General features: G+C 72.7%; 19 protein-coding genes. 8 read left to right on the plus strand and 11 right to left on the minus strand.

Going from position 1 to position 23114, the window contains the following annotated elements:
* Positions 1-101: 101 nt before the first annotated feature.
* From ACFV2X_RS31225 to ACFV2X_RS31235, 3 genes are all read right to left on the minus strand, one after another.
* Positions 102-767, minus strand: a complete 666-nt coding sequence (locus tag ACFV2X_RS31225; RefSeq protein ID WP_385622835.1) for a hypothetical protein — start codon at positions 765-767, stop codon at positions 102-104.
* Between the two features lie 105 nt (positions 768-872).
* Positions 873-3656 (minus strand): PQQ-binding-like beta-propeller repeat protein, encoded by a 2784-nt coding sequence (locus ACFV2X_RS31230; RefSeq protein ID WP_385622837.1) that lies wholly within the window; start codon positions 3654-3656, stop codon positions 873-875.
* 195 nt (positions 3657-3851) lie between these two features.
* Entirely contained in the window at positions 3852-4748 is an 897-nt protein-coding gene (locus ACFV2X_RS31235) for a VOC family protein (RefSeq protein WP_385622839.1), read from the minus strand.
* Positions 4749-5150: 402 nt separating this feature from the next.
* Here ACFV2X_RS31235 and ACFV2X_RS31240 point away from each other — a divergent pair, with 402 nt between their 5' ends.
* Positions 5151-5798, plus strand: a complete 648-nt coding sequence (locus ACFV2X_RS31240; protein WP_385622842.1) for a TetR family transcriptional regulator — start codon at positions 5151-5153, stop codon at positions 5796-5798.
* Positions 5799-6040: 242 nt separating this feature from the next.
* On the opposite strand, the gene ACFV2X_RS31245 is transcribed toward ACFV2X_RS31240, so the two are convergent.
* Complete coding sequence (locus ACFV2X_RS31245) at positions 6041-6559, minus strand: nitroreductase family deazaflavin-dependent oxidoreductase (protein ID WP_385622844.1); 519 nt, start codon at positions 6557-6559, stop codon at positions 6041-6043.
* A complete protein-coding gene (locus ACFV2X_RS31250) occupies positions 6559-7938 on the minus strand; it encodes an acyl-CoA dehydrogenase family protein (protein ID WP_385622847.1) in 1380 nt (459 codons plus the stop codon). Before ACFV2X_RS31250 ends, ACFV2X_RS31245 begins: the two co-directional genes overlap by 1 nt.
* Positions 7939-8089: 151 nt before the next feature.
* On the opposite strand from ACFV2X_RS31250, the gene ACFV2X_RS31255 reads away from it, so the two are divergent.
* Both ACFV2X_RS31255 and ACFV2X_RS31260 read left to right on the plus strand, forming a co-directional pair.
* Complete coding sequence (locus ACFV2X_RS31255) at positions 8090-9280, plus strand: acetyl-CoA acetyltransferase (RefSeq protein WP_385622850.1); 1191 nt, start codon at positions 8090-8092, stop codon at positions 9278-9280.
* A 136-nt stretch (positions 9281-9416) separates the two neighbouring features.
* Positions 9417-10133, plus strand: a complete 717-nt coding sequence (locus ACFV2X_RS31260) for a pyridoxal 5'-phosphate synthase (protein ID WP_385622852.1) — start codon at positions 9417-9419, stop codon at positions 10131-10133.
* Positions 10134-10177: 44 nt separating this feature from the next.
* On the opposite strand, the gene ACFV2X_RS31265 is transcribed toward ACFV2X_RS31260, so the two are convergent.
* Entirely contained in the window at positions 10178-10666 is a 489-nt protein-coding gene (locus ACFV2X_RS31265) for a Zn-ribbon domain-containing OB-fold protein (protein ID WP_385622855.1), read from the minus strand.
* On the minus strand, positions 10648-11100 hold the full coding sequence (locus ACFV2X_RS31270) for a hypothetical protein (RefSeq protein WP_014178866.1): 453 nt from the start codon (positions 11098-11100) through the stop codon (positions 10648-10650). The genes ACFV2X_RS31265 and ACFV2X_RS31270 overlap by 19 nt, the downstream gene beginning before the upstream one ends.
* Before the next feature lie 176 nt (positions 11101-11276).
* On the opposite strand from ACFV2X_RS31270, the gene ACFV2X_RS31275 reads away from it, so the two are divergent.
* From ACFV2X_RS31275 to ACFV2X_RS31290, 4 genes are all read left to right on the plus strand, one after another.
* Positions 11277-12431, plus strand: a complete 1155-nt coding sequence (locus ACFV2X_RS31275) for a flavin-containing monooxygenase (RefSeq protein WP_385622857.1) — start codon at positions 11277-11279, stop codon at positions 12429-12431.
* Positions 12432-12634: 203 nt separating this feature from the next.
* Positions 12635-14866 carry an acetate--CoA ligase family protein gene (locus ACFV2X_RS31280; RefSeq protein ID WP_385622859.1) on the plus strand — a complete coding sequence of 744 codons (2232 nt, stop codon included), beginning with the start codon at positions 12635-12637 and terminating at the stop codon, positions 14864-14866.
* 97 nt (positions 14867-14963) lie between these two features.
* Entirely contained in the window at positions 14964-15788 is an 825-nt protein-coding gene (locus ACFV2X_RS31285) for an enoyl-CoA hydratase/isomerase family protein (RefSeq protein ID WP_385622862.1), read from the plus strand.
* A 153-nt stretch (positions 15789-15941) separates the two neighbouring features.
* A complete protein-coding gene (locus tag ACFV2X_RS31290; protein WP_385622914.1) occupies positions 15942-16607 on the plus strand; it encodes a flavin reductase family protein in 666 nt (221 codons plus the stop codon).
* Between the two features lie 21 nt (positions 16608-16628).
* Here the strand turns inward: ACFV2X_RS31290 and ACFV2X_RS31295 are convergent, their stop codons facing one another.
* A complete protein-coding gene (locus ACFV2X_RS31295; protein WP_385622865.1) occupies positions 16629-17948 on the minus strand; it encodes an MFS transporter in 1320 nt (439 codons plus the stop codon).
* Between the two features lie 106 nt (positions 17949-18054).
* On the opposite strand from ACFV2X_RS31295, the gene ACFV2X_RS31300 reads away from it, so the two are divergent.
* Positions 18055-19095: a GlxA family transcriptional regulator gene (locus ACFV2X_RS31300; RefSeq protein WP_385622868.1), complete on the plus strand. Its 1041-nt coding sequence runs from the start codon at positions 18055-18057 to the stop codon at positions 19093-19095.
* A gap of 23 nt (positions 19096-19118) precedes the next feature.
* On the opposite strand, the gene ACFV2X_RS31305 is transcribed toward ACFV2X_RS31300, so the two are convergent.
* The 3 genes from ACFV2X_RS31305 to ACFV2X_RS31315 all read right to left on the minus strand — a co-directional run bounded on the left by ACFV2X_RS31305 (position 19119) and on the right by ACFV2X_RS31315 (position 23092).
* The gene (locus ACFV2X_RS31305) at positions 19119-20168 is read right to left on the minus strand and encodes a Zn-dependent alcohol dehydrogenase (protein ID WP_385622871.1); all 1050 of its coding nucleotides are present in this window, start codon (positions 20166-20168) and stop codon (positions 19119-19121) included.
* Between the two features lie 138 nt (positions 20169-20306).
* Complete coding sequence (locus ACFV2X_RS31310; RefSeq protein ID WP_385622874.1) at positions 20307-21830, minus strand: aldehyde dehydrogenase family protein; 1524 nt, start codon at positions 21828-21830, stop codon at positions 20307-20309.
* Positions 21827-23092: an acyl-CoA dehydrogenase family protein gene (locus ACFV2X_RS31315; protein ID WP_385622876.1), complete on the minus strand. Its 1266-nt coding sequence runs from the start codon at positions 23090-23092 to the stop codon at positions 21827-21829. Before ACFV2X_RS31315 ends, ACFV2X_RS31310 begins: the two co-directional genes overlap by 4 nt.
* Positions 23093-23114 lie beyond the last annotated feature (22 nt).

A 23114-nucleotide genomic window follows, 5' to 3' on the forward strand; every position in this document is an offset into this window, starting at 1 on the left:
GCCATTGACGAGTACACGCCACCCTAGTGAAGGCGACTCCCTACCCCAAAGTCACTTCAGGAAGGGTTCCGTCCCGGCCGACCTGGCCCGCCCCGGCCCGTTCAGTCGACGGAGACGACCTCACACGTCACTACGGTTCCCACAACCCCAGGATCATCCAGAGGAACTTTCACGGTCTTCGTCTGCTTCGCGGCGAAGCGCGCGTGCGCGCTGCCCGAGGTCACCTTCGAGTCCTTGTCGCGGAAGTCCATGGTGACGACGTACGTCTGGGACCTGTCGGTCTGGTTGGTCACCTTCACGATCGCGGCCGGCTCGCCGTTCTTGTCCTTGCCGGCGCACTTGACGACGGCCACGGCCGGCGCAAGCTCCCCCGGCTTGGAGGAGGAGCCGGACGACGAACCGCTGCTCGACGAGGAGTCGTTGTCGTCGTAGCGGTCGTGGTAGCGGTAGCCACCGGAACCCGAACCGGAGGAGCCGGAGGAGCCGGAGGAGCCGGAGGAGCCGGAGGAGCCGGAGGAGCCGGAGGAGCCGGAGGAGCCGGAGGAGCCGGAGTCCGAGTCGTAGTCGTCGGAGCCGGAGTCGGAGTCGGAGTCGGAGTAGCCGCCGGAACCGGAACTGGAGCTGGAGCTGGAGTGGCTCGAGTTGGAGCTGGAGCAGCCACCCCCGCCGCCCGAGCCGTGCCGCCCGTGCCCACGGCTCTTGAAGCCGGTCAACGCCACCAGCACCACCGCGAGTACGGCCGTCAGCCGCAGACCACGCCGCATCATGTGTTCAGCCCCCGATTCCCCGTCGACCTTCCCGGCCCCCACCGGGTCCGGGCAGCGCCCGCCACCGTAGCAGGAGCTGTCAGGTACACGACGGACTACCCTGGCCTACCCCTGGCGCGCCGACGCCCGCGACTGGCCGGTGCCCTTGACCGCGTCCAGCGCGTAGACACAGCGGTCCTTGCTGCACGCGTACACCACGCCGCCCGCGGCCACCGGCGAGCCCGTGATCTCGCCGCCCGTCGCGAGCTTCCACCGCAGCTGTCCGCCCGCCGCGTCCACCGTGTAGAGGCAGTGGTCGGCCGAGCCGAAGTGGACCCGGCCGTCCGCGACGACCGGGGAGCCGATGACCTCGCCGCCCGCCGCGAAGCGCCACTTGGGCGTGCCGGTGACCGCGTCCAGCGTGTACAGCGCGGAGCCGCTGCCCAGATGCACCGACCCGTCCGCCACCAGCACCGGCTCGATCGACTGACGCGCCTCGGTGGCGATCCGCCAGCGGTCGCGGCCGTTCGCCGCGTCCAGGGCGTAGACCGTGCCGAGGTAGTCGGCGATGTACACGCCGCCGCCCGTCACCGCGGGCCCCGGCGCGTACGCGGGGGCGCACAGGAAGACGGCGGGCGCCTCGAAGCGCCACCGCACCTCCCCGCGCTCGATGTCGATCGCCAGCACGCGCGTGCCCGCCGCCACGTACACACACCCGTCAGGGGCCGACAGCAGCCGCACCGGGACCCCGCCGCAGGACGCCGCGTCGCCGATCGGGTACGACCAGCGCTCCACGCCCGTACGTGCCTCCAGGGCGCGCAGCCGCGCGTCCGCCCAGACGAAGACCGTGCCGTCGTAAATGGCCGGCCCGGACTCGGGCGTCTCGAAGTCGGTCTGGGCGCCCTGCATCTCCCACAGCAGCTCGCCGTTCGCGGCCTCCCATGCCTGGACGCCGCCGCCGCGGGTGCCGGTCACCACCGTGCCGCGGTCGACCTTGAGGGAGTAGACCCAGCCGTCCGTGGACAGCCGCCACCGCTCGGCGCCGTCCTCCGCGTCCAGCGCGTACAGCGTCGGGCCGTCCGAGGCGTGGATCCGGCCGTTCGAGACGGCCATGGCCCAGGCCACGTCGCGGGTCTTGAACTGGCGCCGCCCCGTGGCCACGTCCAGCGCGTGGACCTCGAAGGACGTCACGTACAGCAGCTCGCCCGCGACGGCCGGGGTGCCCCATACGTCGTTCGACATACGGAACCGCCAGGGGCGCCAGCGGCCGTGCGCCCCGCCCCCGCCAGGGGCCTCGGAGGCGTCCGGGGAGGGGGCGGAGGTGGGCGGGGACGACGGTGGCGGAACGGCGCCGGTCACGATGCCGCCCTCGCCTCCGTTCCCGCCGCCGGTCAGGCCGCTCGGCGGGCGCACCCAGCCGGTGGCGGGGCCCGTCTCGTGCTGCGGCTGCGGCTCGCGCCCGTCGGTGGCCCGGCGGCCGGGGCCGATGGGCACCTTGGAGCCGGGCAGCCGGACCGACGCGTCGGCTCCGATGGGTGCCGGGCCCGTGGCACCCGCGGGATGCCCCGTAGGACCTGTCGGGCCGGCGGCTACGCCGGGGCCGGTGGGGCCCCCGGGGCCGGTGGGGCCTTGGACGGAGGGCGGCGCGGCCGGGGAGCCCGACGGGCCCGCCGCCGCGGGCGCGGCGTGGCGCCCGGGGCCGATGGCGCTCATCGGGCCCGGCGGATGCGGCGGATGCACCGGGTTCCCCATATCGGTGCGCAGCCCGCCGCGCGGGTCGCCCGTGGGCATGGGCTCCCAGCCGGAAGCGCCGGCGGGCGCGCTGTGCCGTCCGCGCCCCGCGCCCGGGCCGTGCGCCGAGTCGTACCCCGGACCGGGCGTCGGCGGGCGCTCCGGCGGCAGCGGCGCGGACGGCCGGTTCGCACCGCCACCGCCACGCCCACCGCCACCGCTCGCGCCACCGTCGCCGCCATGGCGGCCGTCCGCGCCCCGCGCGGGACGCGCGATCTGGTTCCGGCCGTTGCGCTTGCGTTCGATCAGGGCCACCGCGCCGGCCGGCAGCCAGGCCGAGGCCGTACCGCTGTCCTCGGCGTTGGAGGCGAACAGATGCGGGGCCAGTTGCGACTGCAGATCGGCCGGGGTGGGCCTGCGCTCGGGCTCCATCTGCATACAGGACTCGATGAGCGGCCGCAGTTCGTCCGGCAGACCGGTCAGATCCGGGCCCTCGCGCAGCAGCATGAACACGGTCTCGACGGGGTTCGCGCCATGGAACGGGGCGTGGCCGGTCGCCGCGAAGGTCAGCGTCGAGCCGAGCGAGAAGATGTCGCTCGCGCCCGTCACGCTGCGCGAGTCGCGCGCCTGCTCGGGCGACATATAGGCCGGGGTGCCCACGGCCACGTTGGTCATCGTCAGCCGGGTGTTCGAGACTCCGGACGCGATACCGAAGTCGATGACTCGCGGGCCGTCCTCGACGACCAGCACATTCGACGGTTTCAGATCCCGGTGGACCAGACCCGCGCCGTGGATGGACTGCAGCGCCTCGGCGACCCCGGCCGCCAGCCAGCGGACCGCCTGGGCCGGCATCGGCCCGCACTCATTGACTATCTCCTCGAGGGAGGGAGCCGGGACGTACGCGGTGGCCAGCCACGGCACCGCGGCCCGCGGATCGGCGTCCACGACGGCGGCCGTGTAGAAACCGCTGACCGCGCGCGCCGCCTCCACCTCGCGGGTGAAGCGGACACGGAACAGCTGGTCCTCGGCGAGCTCGGTCCGCACCGTTTTGATCGCGACCCGCCGGCCGGACGCCGAGCGGGCCAGATAAACCAGCCCCATACCGCCCGCGCCAAGCCGGCCGAGCACCTCGAACGGTCCGATACGCCTCGGATCGTGCTGCGTCAGCTGCTCCACCACTTGCCTGCCACCTCCCCGTGGGGCTTGAAAAAATACAGCCCCGCTGCAGCGTCTCACCGACAAACCAACCGGCGGCACGCAACCTGCATTCTCTCTGGCGAAGGCGGCGGTTGCGAACCCGGGGGCGATTTCGTCGTGTCACCTGGCGGCGCCCGGCCGACCTCCACTTTGCCGTACGCCGGGCTCCCTGCCCCGTTACGCTCCGCTTTCCGTGCGCGAAGACCCCGCCGCCGAGGTGTCGACGACGGCGAAATGCGCGCCCTGATTGTCCGCAAGCGCCACGAAACGCCCGTACGGCGTATCTTCGGGGTCATTGAGCAGGCGCCCGCCGAGCGCGTGCGCCCTCCGCGCGACTTCGTCACAATTCGCTACCACGAAGTAGGTGAGGAAGTGCGCGGGCATCTCGGCCGGAAATCTGTCGCCCATGACGGCGCGGGCACCGATCGCATGCCCGGGCTCCGCGGGCTTCCCGCGCGGCGTCCAGAACATGATGTCGGTCTCCTGCCGCCGCCCATCCACCCCTGCCCCTCCACTCGACTCCCTCTCCTCGCCCGGCCTCTTGCCCTCACCCGGCTGCCCGCCCAACTCCTTTTCCTTCCCCAGACGCACCGTCCCGTATCCGAAGACCGCCCGGTAAAAGGCGTCCACACGCTCCGGATCCCGGGTACGGAGCTCGATCCAGCCGTACGAGCCCGGGGTGCCGTGCTCCTCGAAACCGGGGTGGCTGCCCGCCTGCCAGACGCCGAAGACCGCGCCCCCGGGGTCCACGGCCGTCACCATGACGCCGAAGTCCCCGATCGGCATGGGCTCGGTGATCAGCTGACCACCGGCGGCGCGGATGCGCGCGGCGGTGGCGGCGGCGTCCTGGGCGGCGAAGTAGATGTTCCAGACGGTCGGCATCCGACCGTCCGGCTTGGGGGCGAGGGCGGCGACGTTCCGCCCGCCGTGGAACGCCTGGGTGTAGCGGCCGTAGTGCGGCTCGCCCGCCCCGAAGGTCCAGCCGAACAGCTCGCCGTAGAAGCGCTTGCCCGCCTCCAGATCGGGGAGCATCGCGTCCACCCAGCAGGGCACGCCTTCCGCGAATGCGGCCATGGTTCCGGTCCTCCCGCACGAATCGCACAAATGCCCCGCTACGCCACGCACAACGCCCTTTGCGTCATTCGCCACGCTAACGGTTCATCGCCGGTAAAGCCCGATTCGAGACGCGGGCACGGGGCTTGATTCGGGCGCATCCCCAGGGTCTACTTCAGGCCGCCCACCGATTCCCCCAGCCTGCACCGCCGTCGCTCTGTCCACCGAAGTTATCCACAGGCTGTTGATAATATGAATCACGCGAACGGGTTAGCCGTCCGCGGACGGCCGAGAAGCCGCCCAAAGGGGCCTCGATGACTCGTTGTCCCTGATCAGCGCGGCCTCAGGAGTCCCAAGCCGAGCACGGTCCCCATTTGCACGCAGCCGAATCGCGCTTCGATCACCCCTCGGTAAGCTGACGTCATGACAGGACAAGTACGCACCGTCGACGGGCGGGTCGCCGGTCGCCGTGGGCAGGCGACGCGGCAGAAGCTGCTCGACTGCCTCAGCGAGATGCTCAGCACATCCCCGTACCGAGACGTCAAGGTCATCGATGTCGCGCGCAAGGCCGGCACCTCGCCCGCGACGTTCTACCAGTACTTCCCCGATGTCGAGGGCGCCGTCCTCGAGATCGCGGAGGAGATGGCGAAGGAGGGCGCGGGCCTGACCGACTTGGTCGCCGGGCGCTCGTGGGCCGGAAAATCCGGTGCACAGGCCGCGGAAGAGCTCGTCGAGGGCTTCCTCTCCTTCTGGCGCAAACACGACGCCATCCTGCGGGTTGTCGATCTTGGCGCGGCGGAGGGGGACAAGCGGTTCTACAAGATCCGCATGAAGATCCTCAACGCCGTCACCAATTCCCTGACCGACGCCGTCAAGGAGCTCCAGGCGAAGGGCCGGTACGACAAGGACGTCAGCCCTGCGGCCGTCGCGGGCTCGATCGTCGCGATGCTGGCCGCGGTCGCCGCCCACCAGAAGGGCTTCCAGAGCTGGGGCGTCAAGCAGGCCGAGCTCAGGCCCGCCCTGACGCTTCTGATCCACCTCGGCATCACGGGCAAGAAGCCGCCCAAGTAGGCCGAGTAACACGCACCGCGCGCGTCGGCGCCGCGAGCGCCCGGGCCCCGACCCTTCGGGCCCGCCATCGCTCGCCCACCGCAGCGGGCCGGTCGGCTCCGGGGTCCCGCACGTCCTGTCACCCCCCACGGCGAACCCCGACCCACCGGCCCTGCGCGCCTGGCCCACCGGCCCTGCGCGCCCTGGCCCACCAGCCCTGCGCGCCGTGACCCACTGGCCTTACGCGCCGTGACCTACTGGCCTTACGCGCCGTCGGATCCGCCCCCGTCCCGTGTCGGCGTCACGCGGAACAGGCGGATCTGGCGCTCCACCCGCGCCTGGTACGTCGCGTAGGGCGGCCAGAAGCGGAGCGCCGCCGCCCAGGCAGCCTCCCGCTCCTCACCCGTCAGCAGCCGCGCCCGGACCGCGATGTCGCGGCCCTTCCAGCTGATCTCCGCGTCCGGATGGGCCAGCAGATTCGCGGTCCAGGCAGGGTGGCCGGGCCGGCCGAAGTTGCTGCCGATCAGCAGCCAGGTGCCGCCGTCCTCCGGCATACAGGCCAGCGGAGTGCGGCGCGGCAGACCGCTTCTCGCGCCCGTCGTCGTGAGGATCACGCCGGGCAGCATCCGGGCGCTGGGCAGCACCTTGCCGCGCGTCAGCCGGTGCACGGCGCGGTCGAGCACCGGGACGATATGCGGCGCGACCTTCGCGAAGGCTCGGCCCGACGACACCTTCTGGATCAGCCGGACTCCGTAGCCCGGACGCGCTGTGGGCGACTCCATCACACCGCCACCGCCTTCCGGGCCCGGTGCCCATCGGTGCTCGCGGTCGCGCTCGCGCTCGCCGCGTCCGGCTCCGCGAACAGCCCTTCCCGCTCAGCCGCGCGCGCCCGCAGCCGGTGCACCGGGCCGAAGAGCAGCTCGTCCGAGGCGGCCCGCTTGAAGTAGACGTGCGCGTCGTGTTCCCAGGTGAAGCCGACGCCGCCGTGCAACTGCACCGCCTCCCCCGCGGCCGTACGCTGCGCCTCCAACGCCTGCGCGAGCGCGAGCCCGCTCGCGACGGCCGCCCCTGCCTCGGCACCCGGGCCCGCCCCGGACTCGTGCGCCGCCGCGGACCGCCCCACGGCCCACGCCGCGTAGTACGCCGCCGACCGCGCCGCCTCGACCTTCACATACACCTCCGCCAGCCGGTGCTTGACCGCCTGGAACGACCCGATCGACCGGCCGAACTGCATCCGCGTCCGCACGTACTCGACCGTCCGCTCCAGCGCCGCGTCCGCCGCCCCCACCGCCTCGGCGGCGAGCGCGGCCGCCGCCGTCGTCCCCAGCCGCGCCAGCGCACCCACCACCTCCGCGCCCTCCACGCCCTCCGCGCCCAGCGGCTCGGCCGGTACGTCCCGCAGCTCGATCCGGCCCTGCGGCCGGGTCTCGTCCAGTGCGGTCAGCCTCGTCCGGACCAGGCCGGGCGCCCCCGCCCGGACGAGGAAGAGCAGCGTCCGGCCGCGCGTATAGCCGCCCGTGCGGGCGGCGACGAGCAGCAGCCCCGCGCTGTGCCCGTCGAGGACCTGGTCGACCTGCCCGTAAAGCCGCCAGCCCCCACCGTCCCCGCCGCTCCCACCGTCCCCAGTGCCCCGGCTCTCCCGGTGTCCCCGGCTCTCCCGGCTCTCCCTGCTCTCCCGGCTCTCCCGCGCCTGGACGCCCCCCGCGCGCCCGCCGCCCGCCCAGCCGCCGCCGTCCTCGTCCCCGCCCGTCAGGCCGAGCGCCCTGGCCAGCTCCCCGCCGGGCACGGCGAGCGACGCCGTGAGCTCGCCGTCCGCGATGCGCGGCAGCAGCTCGGCGCGCTGCGCGCCCGTCCCGAGCCGGTCGACGAGGGGCGCGGCAAGCACCGCGGTGGCCGTCAGCGGGGACGGGAGCAGCGCGCGCCCGGTCTCCTCGCAGGCGAGGGCCAGCTCGGTGGGCCCGCAGCCGACGCCCCCGGCCTCCCGGGGAAGAGCGAGGCCGGGCAGCCCGAGCTGCCGTGCGAGCAGCCGCCACAGCGCTTCGTCATGGCCCGGCGCGGTGCGGACCGCCGCCTTGACCTCGTCGGGGCCGCACCGCTCCCGCAGCAGTCTGCGCAGCGTACGGCGGATCTCGACCTGTTCATCGGTGAACGCGGCGTCCATCGCAAGCACCTCCGCTTCTGACGGTCCGTCATATTAGGGACGAGGTACACACTTTCCCACCCCTGCACACGGCCTCCCTCGCAATCAGCCCCCGCCCTCCCCTCCTCCAGCCCTGTCCCCGCCCTCGCATATCTGATGTACCGTCAGATCTATGCCAGCGAAGCCCGCAGCGAAAAGCAAGCGCGCCCGCAAGGTCGCCGTCGTCGGCGTCTCCCTCTCCGACTGCGGCCGCGTCGACAGCGCGACCCCCTACGCCCTCCACGCCCAGGCCGCCCGCCGCGCCCTCGCCGACTCCGGCCTGGACCGGTCGGCGGTCGACGGCCTCGCCTCGGCCGGGCTCGGCACGCTGGCCCCGGTCGAGGTCGCCGAGTATCTGGGCCTGCGCCCCACCTGGACCGACTCGACGTCCGTCGGCGGCTCCACCTGGGAGGTCATGGCGGCCCACGCGGCGGACGCCATCGCCGCGGGCCACGCACGCGCCGTCCTCCTGGTCTACGGCTCCACCGCCCGCGCCGACATCCGCGCGGGCCGCCGTACCTCCAACCTCTCCTTCGGGGCGCGCGGACCGCTCCAGTTCGAGGTCCCGTACGGCCACACCCTGGTCGCCAAGTACGCGATGGCCGCGCGCCGCCATATGCACCAGTACGGCACGACCCTCGAACAGCTCGCGGACATCGCCGTCCAGGCGCGCGCCAACGCCGCGCACAACCCGGACGCGATGTTCCGCGCCCCGATCACGGTGGACGAGGTGCTGAGCGGCCCGATGATCGCGGACCCCTTCACCAAGCTGCACTGCTGCATCCGCTCCGACGGCGGCTGCGCCGTGCTGCTCGCGGGCGAGGAGTACGTACCGGACACGGCGAAGCCTCCGGTGTGGGTGCTGGGTTCGGGCACCGCGATCTCCCACACCACCATGTCGGAGTGGGACGACTTCACCGTTTCGCCCGCCGCGCTCTCCGGGCGGCAGGCCTTCGAGCGGGCCGGGGTACGGCCGTCGGACATCGATGTGGCCGAGCTCTACGACGCGTTCACCTATATGACATTGGTGACCCTGGAGGATCTGGGCTTCTGCGCGAAGGGCGAGGGCGGGGCGTTCGCAGGCAAGGGGCGGCTGACGCTTACGGGCGACCTGCCGACGAACACGGACGGCGGCGGGCTCTCCGCCTGCCACCCCGGTATGCGTGGGCTGTTCCTGCTGGTGGAGGCCGTACGGCAGCTGCGGGGCGAGGCGGGCGAGCGGCAGGTCCGCAAGGTGGGCGGGCGGCTGCCGGAGCTGGCCGTGGCGTCGGGGACGGGCGGCTGGTTCTGCTCATCGGGGACGGTGGTGCTCGGGCGCGGCTGAGGCGCGCGAGAGGGCACCGGGCGCTCAGGGGACGGCGCGCGGGGGGACATCCCGCGCTCGGGGGACACCGTGCGCTCCCGCCCCTGCCTCCATGCCACCCTGCTCCTCGGGAACGAACGAGGAGGCAGGGAGCCCGATGGGTGGAACCGACAACGAGGCCGCCGAGGAAGCCGCCGAGGATTTCCGCGCACTGCTGCGCGGACTGCGCGTGCGCGACGGCGGCGAACTGCCTGCCTTCGACCCGGCGACGGCGCCCGAAGAACCGCTTCCGCTCTTCCGGCGCTGGCTGCGCGAGGCCGCCGAGGCGGGCGTACCGGGCCCGCACACCATGACGCTGGCCACCGCAGACGCGGACGGCCGCCCATCCCTACGTACGGTGATGCTGCACGACGCCGACGCACGCGGCTGGCACTTCGGCACGCACCGCACCAGCCGCAAGGGCCGCGAGCTGGCCGCCCACCCGTACGCGGCGCTGGGGTTCCACTGGACCGCGGTGGGCCGGCAGGTGCGCATCGGCGGGCGGGTCACGGCGGCCGACCCCGAGGAGAGCGCGGCGGATCTGCGCGGTCGCTCACCGGCGGCGCTGACCGCCGCGCTGGCGGGGGCCGGGCGGCAGAGCGAGGTCCTGGGTTCGTACGAGGAGCTGGAGCGGGCCTTCGACGCGGCACGGCAGCGGGTCGAGCGGGAGCCGGACGCGACGGCGCCGAGCTGGACGCTGTATGTCCTGGTCGCGGACGAGGTGGAGTTCTACCAGGAGGAAGAGCACCGCCGGCACGTACGGCTGCGCTACCGCCGCACGGACGAGGGCGAGGGCGAGGGTGGGGGTTGGCGGCGCGAGCTGCTGTGGCCGTGAGGGGCGGCGGCCGCCCAGGGCGGCCGCAGGCAGGCTCATCGCCGCTATCCGGTGCCCTCGGCGGGGCGGAAGACGGGGATCGCCGGGACGCCACCGTGCGAAGCGTCCCCGTCCCCGTCCGGGGCGCCCCCTTCCGGGGCGCGAAAGTCGACGCACAGGTCCATGCCCACCCGCAGATCCGGTCCGGCGCACCCGACCAGCTCGGTCATCATCCGTGGGCCCTCGGCGAGTTCGACGACGGCGGCGGTATAGGGGACACGCGCGCCGAACGGCGGGAGGTCGTTGCGGTGCACCACGGACCAGGTGTAGAGGGTCGCGCGGCCGCTCGCCCGCTCCCAGACAACGCTCTCGCTCCAGCACCAGGGGCAGAACTCGCGGGGGTAGTGGTGGGCTTGGCCGCAGTCCGTGCAGCGGCGGATCAGCAGTTGCCCCTGCGCGGCGGCGTCCCAGTAGGGGCGGGTGAAGTCGTCGATCTCCGGCAGGTCGAAGCGGGGCGCGCCCTCGGGGGGCGCGCTCACAGGAACAGCCCCCATGCCTCGTCCAGCGCCCAGGTCTGCCAGCTCATGCCGAGGAGGGCGACCAGGGAGATGAGCACCATCATGGAGTTCTGCCCCTGCTCGGCCCAGTCGTGGATCATCAGCACGAAGTAGAGCAGGTTCAGCAGCGCGCCGCCGATCAGGGCGATCGGGGTGAGGAAGCCCAGGACCAGGCCGAGGCCGATGGCCAGCTCGGCGTAGAGGACGACATACGCCATCAGCTTGGGGCGGGACCCGACGACGGCGCCGAATCCGCCGCGTACGAACGCCCAGCGGTGCTTGGCGGCGACGCCGGCCGCCCAGGTGATGCCGGTGTTCCGTTCCAGCCAGGCCTTCTTGTCCTTGTGCCGCCAGCTCTCCAGCCACCACAGGCCGAGCCCGATGCGGAGCACGGCGAGCCATTCGGGCCCGCTGAGCCAGATCGTACGCATCTCTCCCCCTCTCCGTCCGCCCCACCGGGCGCCCACCACGCAATCTGACGGTACGTCAGTTCAGCGGACACAAGCACGGGCGCGCAAGGGGTCGCGCAGCGGCCTGTGATCGATCCGCAACCGATTCGGAATAAATTTGTCGGAAACCTGTCAAATATCTGGCTACGCTCACGCCCATGGCCGACACCTTCCCCGAGCACTCCTCACCCGTGTACGTGATCGGCGCCGGCCCGGGCGGGCTCGCCACAGCGGCGGCCCTGCGCGAACGAGGCATCCGCGCGGTGGTCCTGGAGAAGTCGGGGGCGGTCGCCGCCTCCTGGCGCGCCCATTACGACCGGCTGCATCTGCACACCACGCGCCGCCTGTCCGCCCTCCCCGGGCTCGCGATCCCCCGCGCGTACGGGCGGTGGGTCGCCCGCGACGACGTGGTGCGCTATCTGGAGCAGTACGTCGAGCACCACCGGCTGGAGATCGTCACCGGGGTGGAGGTCTCACGGATCGACCGGGCCCCGGACGGCGAGGGCTGGGTGCTGCGGGCCACGGGTGGGCGGGCGCCCTCCTCGCCCGTCGTGGTCGTGGCCACCGGTTACAACCACACCCCGCGCGTGCCCGACTGGCCGGGCCGGAAGACCTATACCGGCGAGCTGCTGCACGCGAGCCGCTACCGCAACGCCCGCCCCTACGAGGGCCGGGACGTCCTGGTCGTCGGCATCGGCAACACGGGCGCCGAGATCGCGGTCGACCTCGTCGAGGGCGGCGCGGCCCGGGTGCGGCTCGCGGTGCGCACCGTGCCGCACATCCTGCGCCGCTCCACGGCGGGCTGGCCCGCACAGGCCACCGGCATCATGGTGCGGCGGCTGCCCACCACGCTGGTGGACCGGGCGGCGCGGGCGATGAACCGGCTCACCATGCCGGATCTCGCCGAGCACGGGCTGCCCTTGCCGGAGACCGGCCTGTACACCCGGGTGCGTCAAGGCGCCATCCCGGTGCAGGACGTCGGCCTCATCGACGCGGTCCAGGCCGGGAAGGTGGAGGTGGTGGCGGCGGTCGAGTCCTTCGAGGAGGACAAGGTGGCGCTGGCCGACGGCTCCCGCATCAGCCCCGACACCGTGGTCGCGGCGACCGGCTACCGGCGCGGCCTGGACGACCTCGTCGGCCACTTGGACGTGCTCGATGCGCGCGGCAAGCCGCTGGCCCACGGTCCGCGCACCGCCCCCTCGGCTCCGGGCCTGCACTTCACGGGCTATACGAACCCGATCAGCGGCATGTTCCGCGAACTCGCCATCGACGCGCGCAAAATCGCCAAGGCCATCGACCGCACATCGGCGTGATATCGCCGCTCCCGCCCGGCGTGACCCCTGGATCCGCCGGGCACCATCACCTCACCGCCTCAAGAGCGGCCCCGTCACCCTGCGTTTTGTCCGCGCACCCCCATTCCTGACATGGCGTCAGTTCCGTTAATCTGACTCCTGAGTAATCTGACTGGACGTCAGCTATCTGGCTTGTCGCCAACGAGCAGGAGTGGCGGATACCGATGCTTGGATCGACTCACGGCACCCTCACCACCAACTCCCGTCACGCCCGCGTCGCCGCCTGCGGCCGGCCTCCCGGCCCCGCCGTCCATGTCCACGGCAGATCCGCGGCCGCCGAGGACGTGGACGTCAGCGGCCGCCCGCTGCACTCCGCCGTCCCCGATCTGGACCGGTTCTTCCGCCCCGAGTCGGTGGCCGTCATCGGCGCCTCCGACGCCGAGGGCCGCCCCAACACCGGCATCACCCGGCAGCTGATCGCCTGGGCCGAGCGCGTCGGTGCGCGCCTGCACCCCGTGCACCCCTCCCGCTCCGCCGTTTTCGGCCTCCCCTGCGTCCCGTCCGTGGCCGATCTGCCCGAACCGGTCGACCTCGCCGTCCTCCTCGTCCGTGACCCCCTCCCGCTCGTCGATGAACTCGCCTCCGCCAAGGTCAAGTTCGCCGTCGCCTTCGCCTCCGGCTTCGCCGAGACCGGCGCTGAGGGCACCGCCGCCCAGGCCCGGCTGTCCGCCGCCGTTCGGCGCGGCGGACTGCGCCTCCTGGGCCCCAACACCAACCTCAACGCCTTCGAGGAGTTCCGCGAGGACCTGGAAGGCCCCGCGATCGCCCTCATCACCCAGTCCGGCCACCAGGGCCGCCCCGTCTTCACCCTCCAGGAGCTGGGCATCCGGCTCAGCCACTGGGCCCCCACCGGCAACGAGGCCGACCTGGAGACCGCCGACTTCATCTCCTACTTCGCCTCCCGGCCCGAGGTCGGCGCCATCGCGATGTATGTGGAAGGGCTCAAGGACGGGCGCAGCTTCCTGCTGGCCGCCGACCGCGCCGCCCGCGCCAAGGTGCCCGTCGTGGCCGTCAAGGTCGGCCGCACCGAGACCGGGGCCCGCACGGCCGCCTCCCACACCGGCAAGCTGACCGGCTCGGACGCGGTCGTGGACGCGGCCATGCGGCAGTTCGGCGTGATCCGGGTCGACGGCCTCGACGAGCTGCAGGACACGGCCGCGCTGCTCGCCCGCGCCCGGCCCCCGCGCGCCGAGGGCGTCGTGGTCTATTCGATCTCCGGGGGCACCGGCGCCCACTTCTCCGACCTCGCGACGGCCGCCGGGCTCCCGCTGCCCACACTCGGCGCCGAGAAGCAGGCCGAGCTCCACCAGTGGATTCCCGACGACCTCAGCGTCGCCAACCCGGTCGACAACGGCGGCCACCCCGTCGGCGACTGGCGCGGCCGGAAGATCATCGACGCCATCCTCGCCGACCCGTCCGTCGGCGTGCTGATCTGCCCGATCACCGGGCCGTTCCCACCCATGAGCGACAAGCTGGCGCAGGACCTGGTCGACGCGGCGGAAGAGACGGACAAGCTGGTGTGCGTGGTGTGGGGCTCGCCCGTCGGCACCGAGGCCGCCTACCGCACCACCCTGCTCGGCTCCTCGCGCGTCGCCACCTTCCGGACCTTCGCCAACTGCATCACCGCCGTCCGCGCCTATCTGGAACACCACCGCTTCACGGCCGGCTACCGCTCCCCCTTCGACGACGCCCCGCGCACCCCCTCCCCCTCGGCCCGCAAGGCCCAGGCGCTGCTGCGCCCGGGAGAGCAGCTGAGCGAGCACGCCGCGAAACAGCTGCTGCGGGCGTACGGCATCCGGGTGCCGCGCGAGCAGTTGGTGACCAGCGCGGCGGCGGCCGTCCGCGCCGCCGGTCTGGTCGGCTACCCCGTCGCCATGAAGGCCTCCGCGCCGCAGCTCGCCCACAAGACCGAACTGGGCCTGGTCAGGCTCGGACTCACCTCCGCGAGCCAGGTCCGCGACACCTATCGGGACCTGACCGACATCGCCCGCTACGAAGGCGTCGAACTGGACGGTGTGCTGGTCTGTCAGATGGTCGACCGCGGTGTGGAGATGGTCGTCGGCGTCACCCACGACAGCCTCTTCGGGCCGACCGTCACCGTGGGCATCGGCGGGGTGCTCGTCGAGGTGCTGCGGGACACGGCCGTACGCGTGCCGCCCTTCGGCGAGGACCAGGCGCGCGCGATGCTCACCGAGCTGCGCGGCCGCGCCCTGCTCGACGGCGTACGCGGTATGCCCCCCTGCGATGTGGACGCCCTGGTCGAGGTCGTCCTCCGCGTCCAGCGCATGGCCCTGGAGCTCGGCGACGACCTCGCCGAGCTCGACGTCAACCCCTTGATGGTGCTGCCGCGCGGCCAGGGCGCGGTGGCCCTCGACGCCCTGGCCGTGTGCCGCTGAGGCACCCGGCCCGCGCGCCCGGCCCTCCACCCGAGTCGTTGCCGTCACCTCGCCGCCGCCCACCCCGGCCACGGCCCCAGCCCAAGGGAATTCCCCCATGACTTCCTCCCCCGAAGAATCACCTGAATCCGTTGTACGGCACGCCACTGACAACGGCGTGGCGTGGATCACCCTCGACCGCCCGGCCGCGATGAACGCCATCACCCCTGACCAGCGCGAACGCCTGATTTCGCTGCTCGACGACGCCTCCGCCGACCCGGCGGTCGGGGCCGTGGTGATCACCGCCACCGGCAAGGGCTTCTGCGCCGGAGCCGATCTGCGCGGCGGCGCCCGCACGGGCGCCGGCGGGGACGAACGGGTCGCCGGCGATGTGGCCCGGCTGATCCGGCGCGGGGCGCAGCGGCTCATCGCCGCCGTGCTGGACTGCGAGAAGCCGGTCATCGCCGCCGTGAACGGGACCGCGGCCGGGCTCGGCGCCCATCTCGCCTTCGCCTGCGATCTGGTGATCGCCGCCGAGTCGGCCAGGTTCATCGAGGTCTTCGTACGCCGCGGGCTGGTCCCCGACGGCGGCGGCGCCTATCTCCTCCCTCGCCTGATCGGCCCGCAGCGGGCGAAGGAGCTGCTGTTCTTCGGCGATTCGCTGTCCGCCGCCGAGGCCGAGCGGATCGGCCTGGTCAACCGGGTCGTCCCGGACGGCGAGCTGGCCAAGACCGCCCGCGAGTGGGCCGAGCGCCTGGCCGCCGGCCCGACTCGCGCCATCGCCCTCACCAAGCAGCTGGTGAACGGCTCGCTGGAGGCCGATCGCCCGGCCGCGTTCGCCGCCGAGGCGGCGGCCCAGGAGATCAACATGACCACGGCGGACGCGCAGGAAGGCGTTCGCGCCTTCGCGGAGCGCCGCACACCCGAGTACCGGGGCCGCTGACTACCGGGGCCACTGACTACCGGGCCGCCGAAGGGAGCGGAGGGAAGCGAAAGGGCCTGTGAAGGGAGTCGACATGCCTTCGAAGGGCACCTTCCGGGACTTCCAATCTGACGTAGCATCAGATTCAATGGAATCATGATGGGACACGCCGGGATGGCAGCCACCGCGGTCCGCTATCTGCGCTCGGTCGGCTCGCCGACCGCCGCCGCGCGCCGCGACGACCCCCTGCCGCAGGCGGCCTCGGCGCCGCACCGGCCCGGCCGCCCCGCCCTGCGCGCCGTGCGCGCGGACGAACGTCTTCCGCTGGACCCGGCGGAGTTCCGGCGGGTGCTCGGCCATTTCGCGAGCGGCGTCACGGTCATCGCGGCGGTGGACGAGGAGGGCCCGGCCGGGTTCGCCTGCCAGTCCTTCTCCTCCCTCTCCCTCGACCCGCCGCTGATCGCCTTCATGGTCGCCCGTACGTCCACGACCTGGCCGCGCATCGCCCGCGCCGGGGCCTTCTGCGTCAACATCCTGGGGGCGGACCAGGGCGAGCTGTGCCGGGGCTTCGCGGTGAGCGCGTCCCGGCGGCCGGACAAGTTCGCCGGCGTCCAGCACCAGCCGGCCCCGGTGACCGGCTCGCCGCGGCTCGCGGACGTCCCCGCGTGGATCGACTGCACGGTCCACGCCGTGCACACCGGCGGCGACCACCTGGTGGTCGTGGGCCGCGTCCGCGCCCTCGGCACGGACGACCTCACCGCCCGCTCGGGCCCTCTCCTCTTCCACCGCGGCGAGTTCACCACCCTGGCACCGCACGGCCAGGACCGGGCTCAGCCCTAGGCCCTGTCCGGGCGACAGGACCTAGGCGATGCGGGGGACCTCCTCCCGCTCCCGCCGAATGACCAGGGCCATCAGCGCGGCCACCGCGCACAGCGCGCCCGCGCTGTACCAGACCATGTCGTACGACCCGAAGGTGTCCCGGGCCACGCCTCCGACGAAGGCGATCACCCCCGCGCCCACCTGGTGCGCGGCCAGCACCCATCCGAAGACGATCGCGCTGTCCTCGCCGTAGTGCTCGCGGCACAGCGCGATGGTGGGCGGCACGGTCGCGACCCAGTCGAGCCCGTAGAAGACGATGAAGAAGAGCATCGGGGGGTGCACGGAGTCCGACAGGAGCATCGGCAGAAACATCAGCGAGAGCCCGCGCAGCGCGTAGTAGACGGCGAGCAGCCGCCGCGCGTCGAACCGGTCGGTGAACCAGCCGGAGGCCACCGTGCCCACGATGTCGAAGATCCCGATGACCGCGAGCAGGCCGGCGGCGGCCGTCACGGGCATGCCGTGGTCGTGCGCGGCGGGCACGAAGTGCGTCTTGACCAGGCCGTTGGTGGAGGCGCCACAGATCGCGAAGGTCCCGGCCAGCAGCCAGAACGGGCCGGTGCGCGCGGCCGAGAGCAGTGCGGTGATCGCCCGGCGGGCCGCGCCGCGCTGCGGTGCGGGCTTGGGCGCGGGCGGCCCCTCGACCCCGTACGCGGCCAGCCCCACATCGGCTGGGTGATCGCGCAGCAGCAGCCAGACGAAGGGGACGACGGCGAACGCGACGACCGCCACCGTGACCGCGGCCGGGCGCCAGTGGTGGTACTCCACGATCCACGACAGGGCGGGCAGGAACACCAGCTGCCCGGACGCGCCTCCCGCCGTGAGGATGCCGGTGACCAGGCCGCGCCGCTCGACGAACCACCGGTTGGTGACCGTCGCGGCGAAGGCCAGCGCCATCGAGCCGCTGCCGAGGCCCACGAGGACGCCCCAGCACAGGACGAGCTGCCAGGCTTCGGTCATGAAGACCGTGAGCCCGGCCCCTACGGCGATCACCATAAGCGCGCAGGCGACGACCTTACGGATGCCGAAGCGGTCCATAAGGGCGGCGGCGAACGGCGCGGTGAGCCCATAGAGGGCGAGATTCACGGACACCGCGAAGCCGATCAGCCCCCGCGACCAGCCGAACTCCTCGTGCAGGGGGTCGATCAGCAGACCGGGGAGCGAGGCGAAGCCGGCCGCGCCGACGATCGTCACAAAGGTGACGGCGGCGACCCACCACGCACGGTGAATCCTCGGCCGCCGCCGGGCGGGAAGGGGTTGCTCGTCCTGACCCGGAGTCCCTGGGAGTTCGGTTGTCTGCGTCACCTGACCAGCATCAACGCTGCGATCGGCCCGTACGAGTGGCCCGAGGGACAGCATTCGTTAGGATCGGGCCACGAGATATGCGTTGGAGGCCCGTATGCCCTCATCCATGGACGCCGACAGCCGGCACCGGATCGCCGTGCTGGTCCTGCCCGGTGTGATCCCCTTCGAGCTGGGCATCCCCTTCAGGATCTTCGGCAAGGCCCGCTCCGCCGAGGGCGACCGCCTCTACGAGGTCTTCAGCTGCACTCCCGAGCCCGGCGAGGTGCCGACGGACGCCGACTTCCCGATCGTCGTCGAACGCGGCCCCGAGGCGCTGGCCGAAGCCGACACCATCGTCGTACCCACCAGCTACGAGATGGGGCAGGTCTATAAGGAGGGCACACTTGCCCCGGCGCTCGCCGCCGCCCTGCTCCACGCCCGGCCCGGTGTCCGCTGGATGTCCATCTGCACCGGCAGCTATGTGCTCGCGGCCGCCGGGCTGCTCGACGGCCGCCCCGCCACCACCCACTGGCGGAGCGCCGCCCACTTCCAGGCCCTCTTCCCCTCCATCGCGGTAGACCCTGACGTGCTCTTCGTGGACGACGGCGATGTGCTCACCTCCGCGGGCGTCGCCTCGGGCATCGACCTTTGCCTGCACGTCGTGCGGCGCGATCACGGTGCGGCCGTCGCCAACGAGGTCGCGCGGCGCAGCCTGGTGCCGCCGTACCGCGACGGCGGCCAGGCGCAGTACATCGAACGCCCGCTCCCCGAACCGCAGCAGGCGACCACGACGGCGGCGCGCGCCTGGGCGCTGAGCCGCCTGGAACGCCCGATCCCGCTGCGCGAGTGGGCCGACCAGGAGTCGATGAGCGTACGGACCTTCACCCGCCGCTTCCGCGAGGAGGTCGGGATCAGCCCCGGGCAGTGGCTCGTACAGCAGCGCGTGGAACGGGCCAGGCATCTGCTGGAGGGCACAGATCTGTCGGTGGACCAGGTGGCGCGGGACGCGGGCTTCGGCACGGCCGCATCGATGCGGCAGCACCTGCAGACGGCGCTCGGCGTCTCGCCCACGGCCTACCGGCGCACCTTCCGTGCCACGGCCGTCGGTGCCACGGCCGTCGGTGCCACGGCTGTCGGTGCCATGGCCGATGCCTCCGTCGGCGGGTAGTCCCACGGGCACCAACGCAGCGGTCAGAACGTAAGCACGGCCCGCGCCACCCGGCCTGCCCGCGCGTCGTCGGTGGCCTTGGGGAAGTCCTCGACGGGGTAGGTCTGGGTGACCAGTTCGTCCAGCAGCAGCCGGCCCTGGCGGTAGAAGTCCGCGTACAGGGCGATATCGCGCTGCGGCCGGGCCGAGCCGTAGCGGCAGCCCAGGATGGCCTTGTCCAGATACATGGAGGAGACAAGGAAGGACGCTTCGGCATCGGCGGGCGGCACGCCGAGCAGCACCGCCTGGCCGTGCCGGTCGAGCAGGTCCACGGCCTCCCGGATGAGCCGGGTGCTGCCGACACACTCGAAGGCGTGGTCGGTGCCGGACGGCAGGATCTCCCGGGCGGCGGCCGTCGAGGCGACGAAGTGCGTGGCGCCGAACTGCCTGGCCAGCGCCTCCTTGGCGGGGTTGGAGTCGACGGCGACGATCGGTCCGGCCCCGGCGATCCGGGCGCCCTGCAGCACATTGAGCCCGATTCCGCCGGTGCCGATGACGACGACCGACTCGCCGCGGTCGACCCGGGCGCGGTTGAGCACGGCGCCGACGCCGGTGAGGACGCCGCAGCCGATGAGGGCGGCCGAGGTGAGCGGGATGTCCTCGGGAATCCTGACCGCTTGCACGGCCTTGACCAGCGTGCGCTCGGCGAAGGCGGAGTTCGAGGCGAAGTTGTACAGGGGCTGCCCGGCGCGGCTGAACGGCTTGCCCGGCCTGCCGATCGCCTTGCGGCACATGGTGGGGCGGCCGCGGCCGCAGTCGGCGCAGGTCCCGCAGTTGGCGATGGTGGTCAGGGCGACATGGTCGCCGGGGGCGACATGCGTGACACCGGCGCCGACCTCCACCACCGTGCCCGCGCCCTCGTGGCCGAGCACGACCGGGACGGGGAAGGGGATGGTGCCGTCGAGAACGGACAGATCGCTGTGGCACAGGCCCGCGGCGGCGACGCCGACCAGCACCTCACCGGGGCCGGGCGCCCGGATCTCCAGGTCGTCGACCACGCGCGGTTCGGTGCCGTCGAAGATGACGCCTCTCATCACCACTTCACCACTTTCTTTTCCTGTCGCACGTCTGCCCCCTGCTTCTCAGGACCGCTCAGGACCGCTCAGGACTGTTCCGGACCGTTCCGGACTGCTCAGGACTGCTCAGGCTTTCTCGGGAAGCCCGGACCACTTTCAGGAAGCCCAGACCACCGACTGGAGTTCGCTGTACGCGTGCAGGCCGAACGAACCGCCGTCGCGGCCCACCCCGCTGTGCTTGAAGCCGCCGAACGGCGTCTCCGGGTGGCGCTGGGCGGTGTTGATGCCGACGTTGCCGCTGCGCAGGCGGGCGGCGAGGGCCCAGGCGCGGCCCGCGTCGGCGCTGAAGACGTAGTCGTACAGGCCGTACGGCGTGGAGCAGGCGATACGGACCGCCTCGTCCTCGTCGTCGAAGGGGAGGGCGACGACGACCGGGCCGAAGATCTCCTCCTGCGCGACGGTCATATCGGGGGCCGCGTCGGCGATCAGGGTCGGGGCGACGTAGAAGCCGGGCTTGACCGCGGGGCGTTCGCCGCCCACCACGATCCGGGCGCCCTGGTCACGGGCCCCGGCGAGGTACGCCTCGACGCGGTCGCGCTGGGCCGCGGAGATCAACGGACCGACGATCGTGGAGTTATCCACAGGGTCCCCGACGATCAGTGACTTCGCATACCGTGTGAGTGCGGCGATGACCTTCTCGTACAGCGATCGATGGACGAGCATACGGGTCGGCGCCGTGCAGATCTGCCCGCTGTGGAAAGACCAGGTCGAACCGACCGCCCCGACCGCCGACTTGATCACGGACTCGTCGGCGTCCCCAAGGACGATGGCCGCGCCCTTGCCCCCCAGCTCCATCAGGGTGCGCTTCATCGAGTGGCCTGCGGACTCGGCGATCCTCTTTCCCACGGCGGTGGAGCCGGTGAAGCTGACCATGTCGACGCCCGGGTGCGCCACAAGTGCCTCGCCCGCGGCCGCGCCCGATCCGGTGACGACATTGAAGACACCGTCCGGGAGCCCGGCCTCCTTCAGCAGGGGGCCGAGTTCCAAACAGCACAGAGGGTCCTGCGGGGCCGGTTTGGCGACGACCGTATTACCCATCGCCAGGGCTGGGGCGACCTTGCCCGCGAGGTTGGCGAGGGGGAAGTTGTAGGAGGTGATACAGCCCACGACACCCACGGGGCGGCGGACGGCGGCCGCGCCGATGAGCCCGCCGGGGGCGAGGGGTGAGGCGGCGACGGGCAGGGGCGCGAGCGGGACCGTGTCCGGCTCGACGGCGCCTCGCGCATACCGGCGGAAGCGGTCGGCGGCCGGGGGCACCTGCATGGCCTTGGCGACGCGCATTGTCGCGCCCGTCTCGGCCTGGGCCAGCGGGATCAGCTCCCGGGCGTGCTCGGCGATCAGGGTGGCGGCGCGGTCGAGCACGGCGGCGCGCTCATGGGGGGCGGTGCGCGCCCACCCCTCGTAGGCGTCCTGTGCCGCGCTCACAGCGGCGTCGACGTCGGCCACGTCGGCCTCCGGGGCATGGCCGACGATCTGCTCGGTGGCGGGATTGACGACCGGATAGTGCCCCTGCCCGGGCCGCCGCCGACCGCCCCCGATCCAATGCCCGTACGCCGCCTGCCGGTCCGTCCTCTGCCCGTCCGCCTTCTGCCCGTCTGCCGTCGGCTCATCGGTCTTCATCCGCGTGATTCCTTAGGGAGGTTGAGAACGCGCTCGGCGATGATGTTCCGCTGGATCTCGTCCGAGCCGCCGTAGATCGTGTCGGCCCGGGAGAAGAGGAAGAGGCGCTGCGCGTCGTCGAGTTCGTACGGGCGCTCGGCGGTCCACCGCTCGGGGCCGAGCGCGGCCGCGGCGCCGCGTATCCGCACGGCCAGTTCGCCCAGCCGCTGGTGCCAGCCGCCCCACAGCAGCTTGGCGACGCTGGGCGCGCCGGGGCCCGATGCCTCGCCCAGGGTCCGCAGCGCGTTCCAGCGCATGGTCTTCAGCTCGGCCCACTGCTCGACAAGCCGGTCGCGCAGTACGGGGTCGTCGGCGGCGCCCGTGCGCAGCGCCAGCCGGACGACCCGGTCGAGCTCCTGGGCGAAGCCGATCTGCTGGGCGAGGGTGGAGACGCCGCGCTCCACGGCGAGCAGACCCATGGCCACGCGCCAGCCCTGGCCGGCGCCGCCGACGAGGTGTTCCGCGCGCGCCACCGCGCCGTCGAAGAAGACCTCGTTGAACTCGGCGTCGCCGGTCAGCTGGCGGATCGGGCGCACTTCGACCCGCCCGGGCTGGTCCATCGGTACGAGAAGAAAGGAGAGACCATGATGGCGTTGTGAGCCGTCCTCGGTGCGCGCCAGGACAAAGCACCAGTCGGCTTCCTGGGCGAGGGAGGTCCAGATCTTCTGCCCGGTGACGCGGTACGTGCCGTCGCCCGGGTCGCGGACGGCGCGGGTCCGCACCCCGGCGAGGTCCGATCCGGCCTCGGGCTCGCTGTAGCCCTGGCACCACAGCTCCTCGCCGCGGGCGATGGGGGGCAGAAAGCGGGCGCGCTGGGTGTCGTCGCCGTAGGCGAGCAGGGTCGGGGCGAGGAGGTTTTCGCCGATGTGGCCGAGCCGGGCGGGGGCCCCGGCGCGGGCGTACTCCTCGGCCCAGACGACCTGCTGGGTGAGGGTGGCGGGCTGGTTGCCGTAGGTGCCGTGCGTACGGTCCCAGCCGAGCCCGATCCAGCCGCCGGCGCCGAGTTCCCGCTCCCAGGCGCGGTGTGCGTCCTCCGGTGCCGGTGGGCCGTCGTGGTCGGCGCCGGGCTGCGGCTGCGACTGCGGTTCCGGCTGCGGCTGTGGTTGCGACTGGGGCTGTGGCTGCCGGGCGAGTTGGGCCAGGGCGTCGGCGACGTGCTCGTCGAGCCAGTCGCGGGCTCGGGTGCGAAAGCGTTCGTCCTCCGGTCCGAAAGCGAAGTCCACGGCTTCTCCCGTCTCCCGTCTC

Source organism: Streptomyces sp. NPDC059679 (assembly GCF_042734105.1).
GTDB lineage: Bacteria > Actinomycetota > Actinomycetes > Streptomycetales > Streptomycetaceae > Streptomyces.

What these genes read in the sequence shown, in the direction of transcription:
- ACFV2X_RS31225 (WP_385622835.1), bottom strand. Translation starts at nt 767, where the DNA reads ATGATGCGGCGTGGTCTGCGGCTGACGGCCGTACTCGCGGTGGTGCTG.
- ACFV2X_RS31235 (WP_385622839.1), bottom strand. Translation starts at nt 4,748, where the DNA reads ATGGCCGCATTCGCGGAAGGCGTGCCCTGCTGGGTGGACGCGATGCTC.
- ACFV2X_RS31240 (WP_385622842.1), top strand. Translation starts at nt 5,151, where the DNA reads ATGACAGGACAAGTACGCACCGTCGACGGGCGGGTCGCCGGTCGCCGT.
- ACFV2X_RS31245 (WP_385622844.1), bottom strand. Translation starts at nt 6,559, where the DNA reads ATGGAGTCGCCCACAGCGCGTCCGGGCTACGGAGTCCGGCTGATCCAG.
- ACFV2X_RS31250 (WP_385622847.1), bottom strand. Translation starts at nt 7,938, where the DNA reads ATGGACGCCGCGTTCACCGATGAACAGGTCGAGATCCGCCGTACGCTG.
- ACFV2X_RS31255 (WP_385622850.1), top strand. Translation starts at nt 8,090, where the DNA reads ATGCCAGCGAAGCCCGCAGCGAAAAGCAAGCGCGCCCGCAAGGTCGCC.
- ACFV2X_RS31260 (WP_385622852.1), top strand. Translation starts at nt 9,417, where the DNA reads ATGGGTGGAACCGACAACGAGGCCGCCGAGGAAGCCGCCGAGGATTTC.
- ACFV2X_RS31265 (WP_385622855.1), bottom strand. Translation starts at nt 10,666, where the DNA reads ATGGGGGCTGTTCCTGTGAGCGCGCCCCCCGAGGGCGCGCCCCGCTTC.
- ACFV2X_RS31270 (WP_014178866.1), bottom strand. Translation starts at nt 11,100, where the DNA reads ATGCGTACGATCTGGCTCAGCGGGCCCGAATGGCTCGCCGTGCTCCGC.
- ACFV2X_RS31275 (WP_385622857.1), top strand. Translation starts at nt 11,277, where the DNA reads ATGGCCGACACCTTCCCCGAGCACTCCTCACCCGTGTACGTGATCGGC.
- ACFV2X_RS31280 (WP_385622859.1), top strand. Translation starts at nt 12,635, where the DNA reads ATGCTTGGATCGACTCACGGCACCCTCACCACCAACTCCCGTCACGCC.
- ACFV2X_RS31285 (WP_385622862.1), top strand. Translation starts at nt 14,964, where the DNA reads ATGACTTCCTCCCCCGAAGAATCACCTGAATCCGTTGTACGGCACGCC.
- ACFV2X_RS31290 (WP_385622914.1), top strand. Translation starts at nt 15,942, where the DNA reads ATGGCAGCCACCGCGGTCCGCTATCTGCGCTCGGTCGGCTCGCCGACC.
- ACFV2X_RS31300 (WP_385622868.1), top strand. Translation starts at nt 18,055, where the DNA reads ATGGACGCCGACAGCCGGCACCGGATCGCCGTGCTGGTCCTGCCCGGT.
- ACFV2X_RS31305 (WP_385622871.1), bottom strand. Translation starts at nt 20,168, where the DNA reads ATGAGAGGCGTCATCTTCGACGGCACCGAACCGCGCGTGGTCGACGAC.
- ACFV2X_RS31310 (WP_385622874.1), bottom strand. Translation starts at nt 21,830, where the DNA reads ATGAAGACCGATGAGCCGACGGCAGACGGGCAGAAGGCGGACGGGCAG.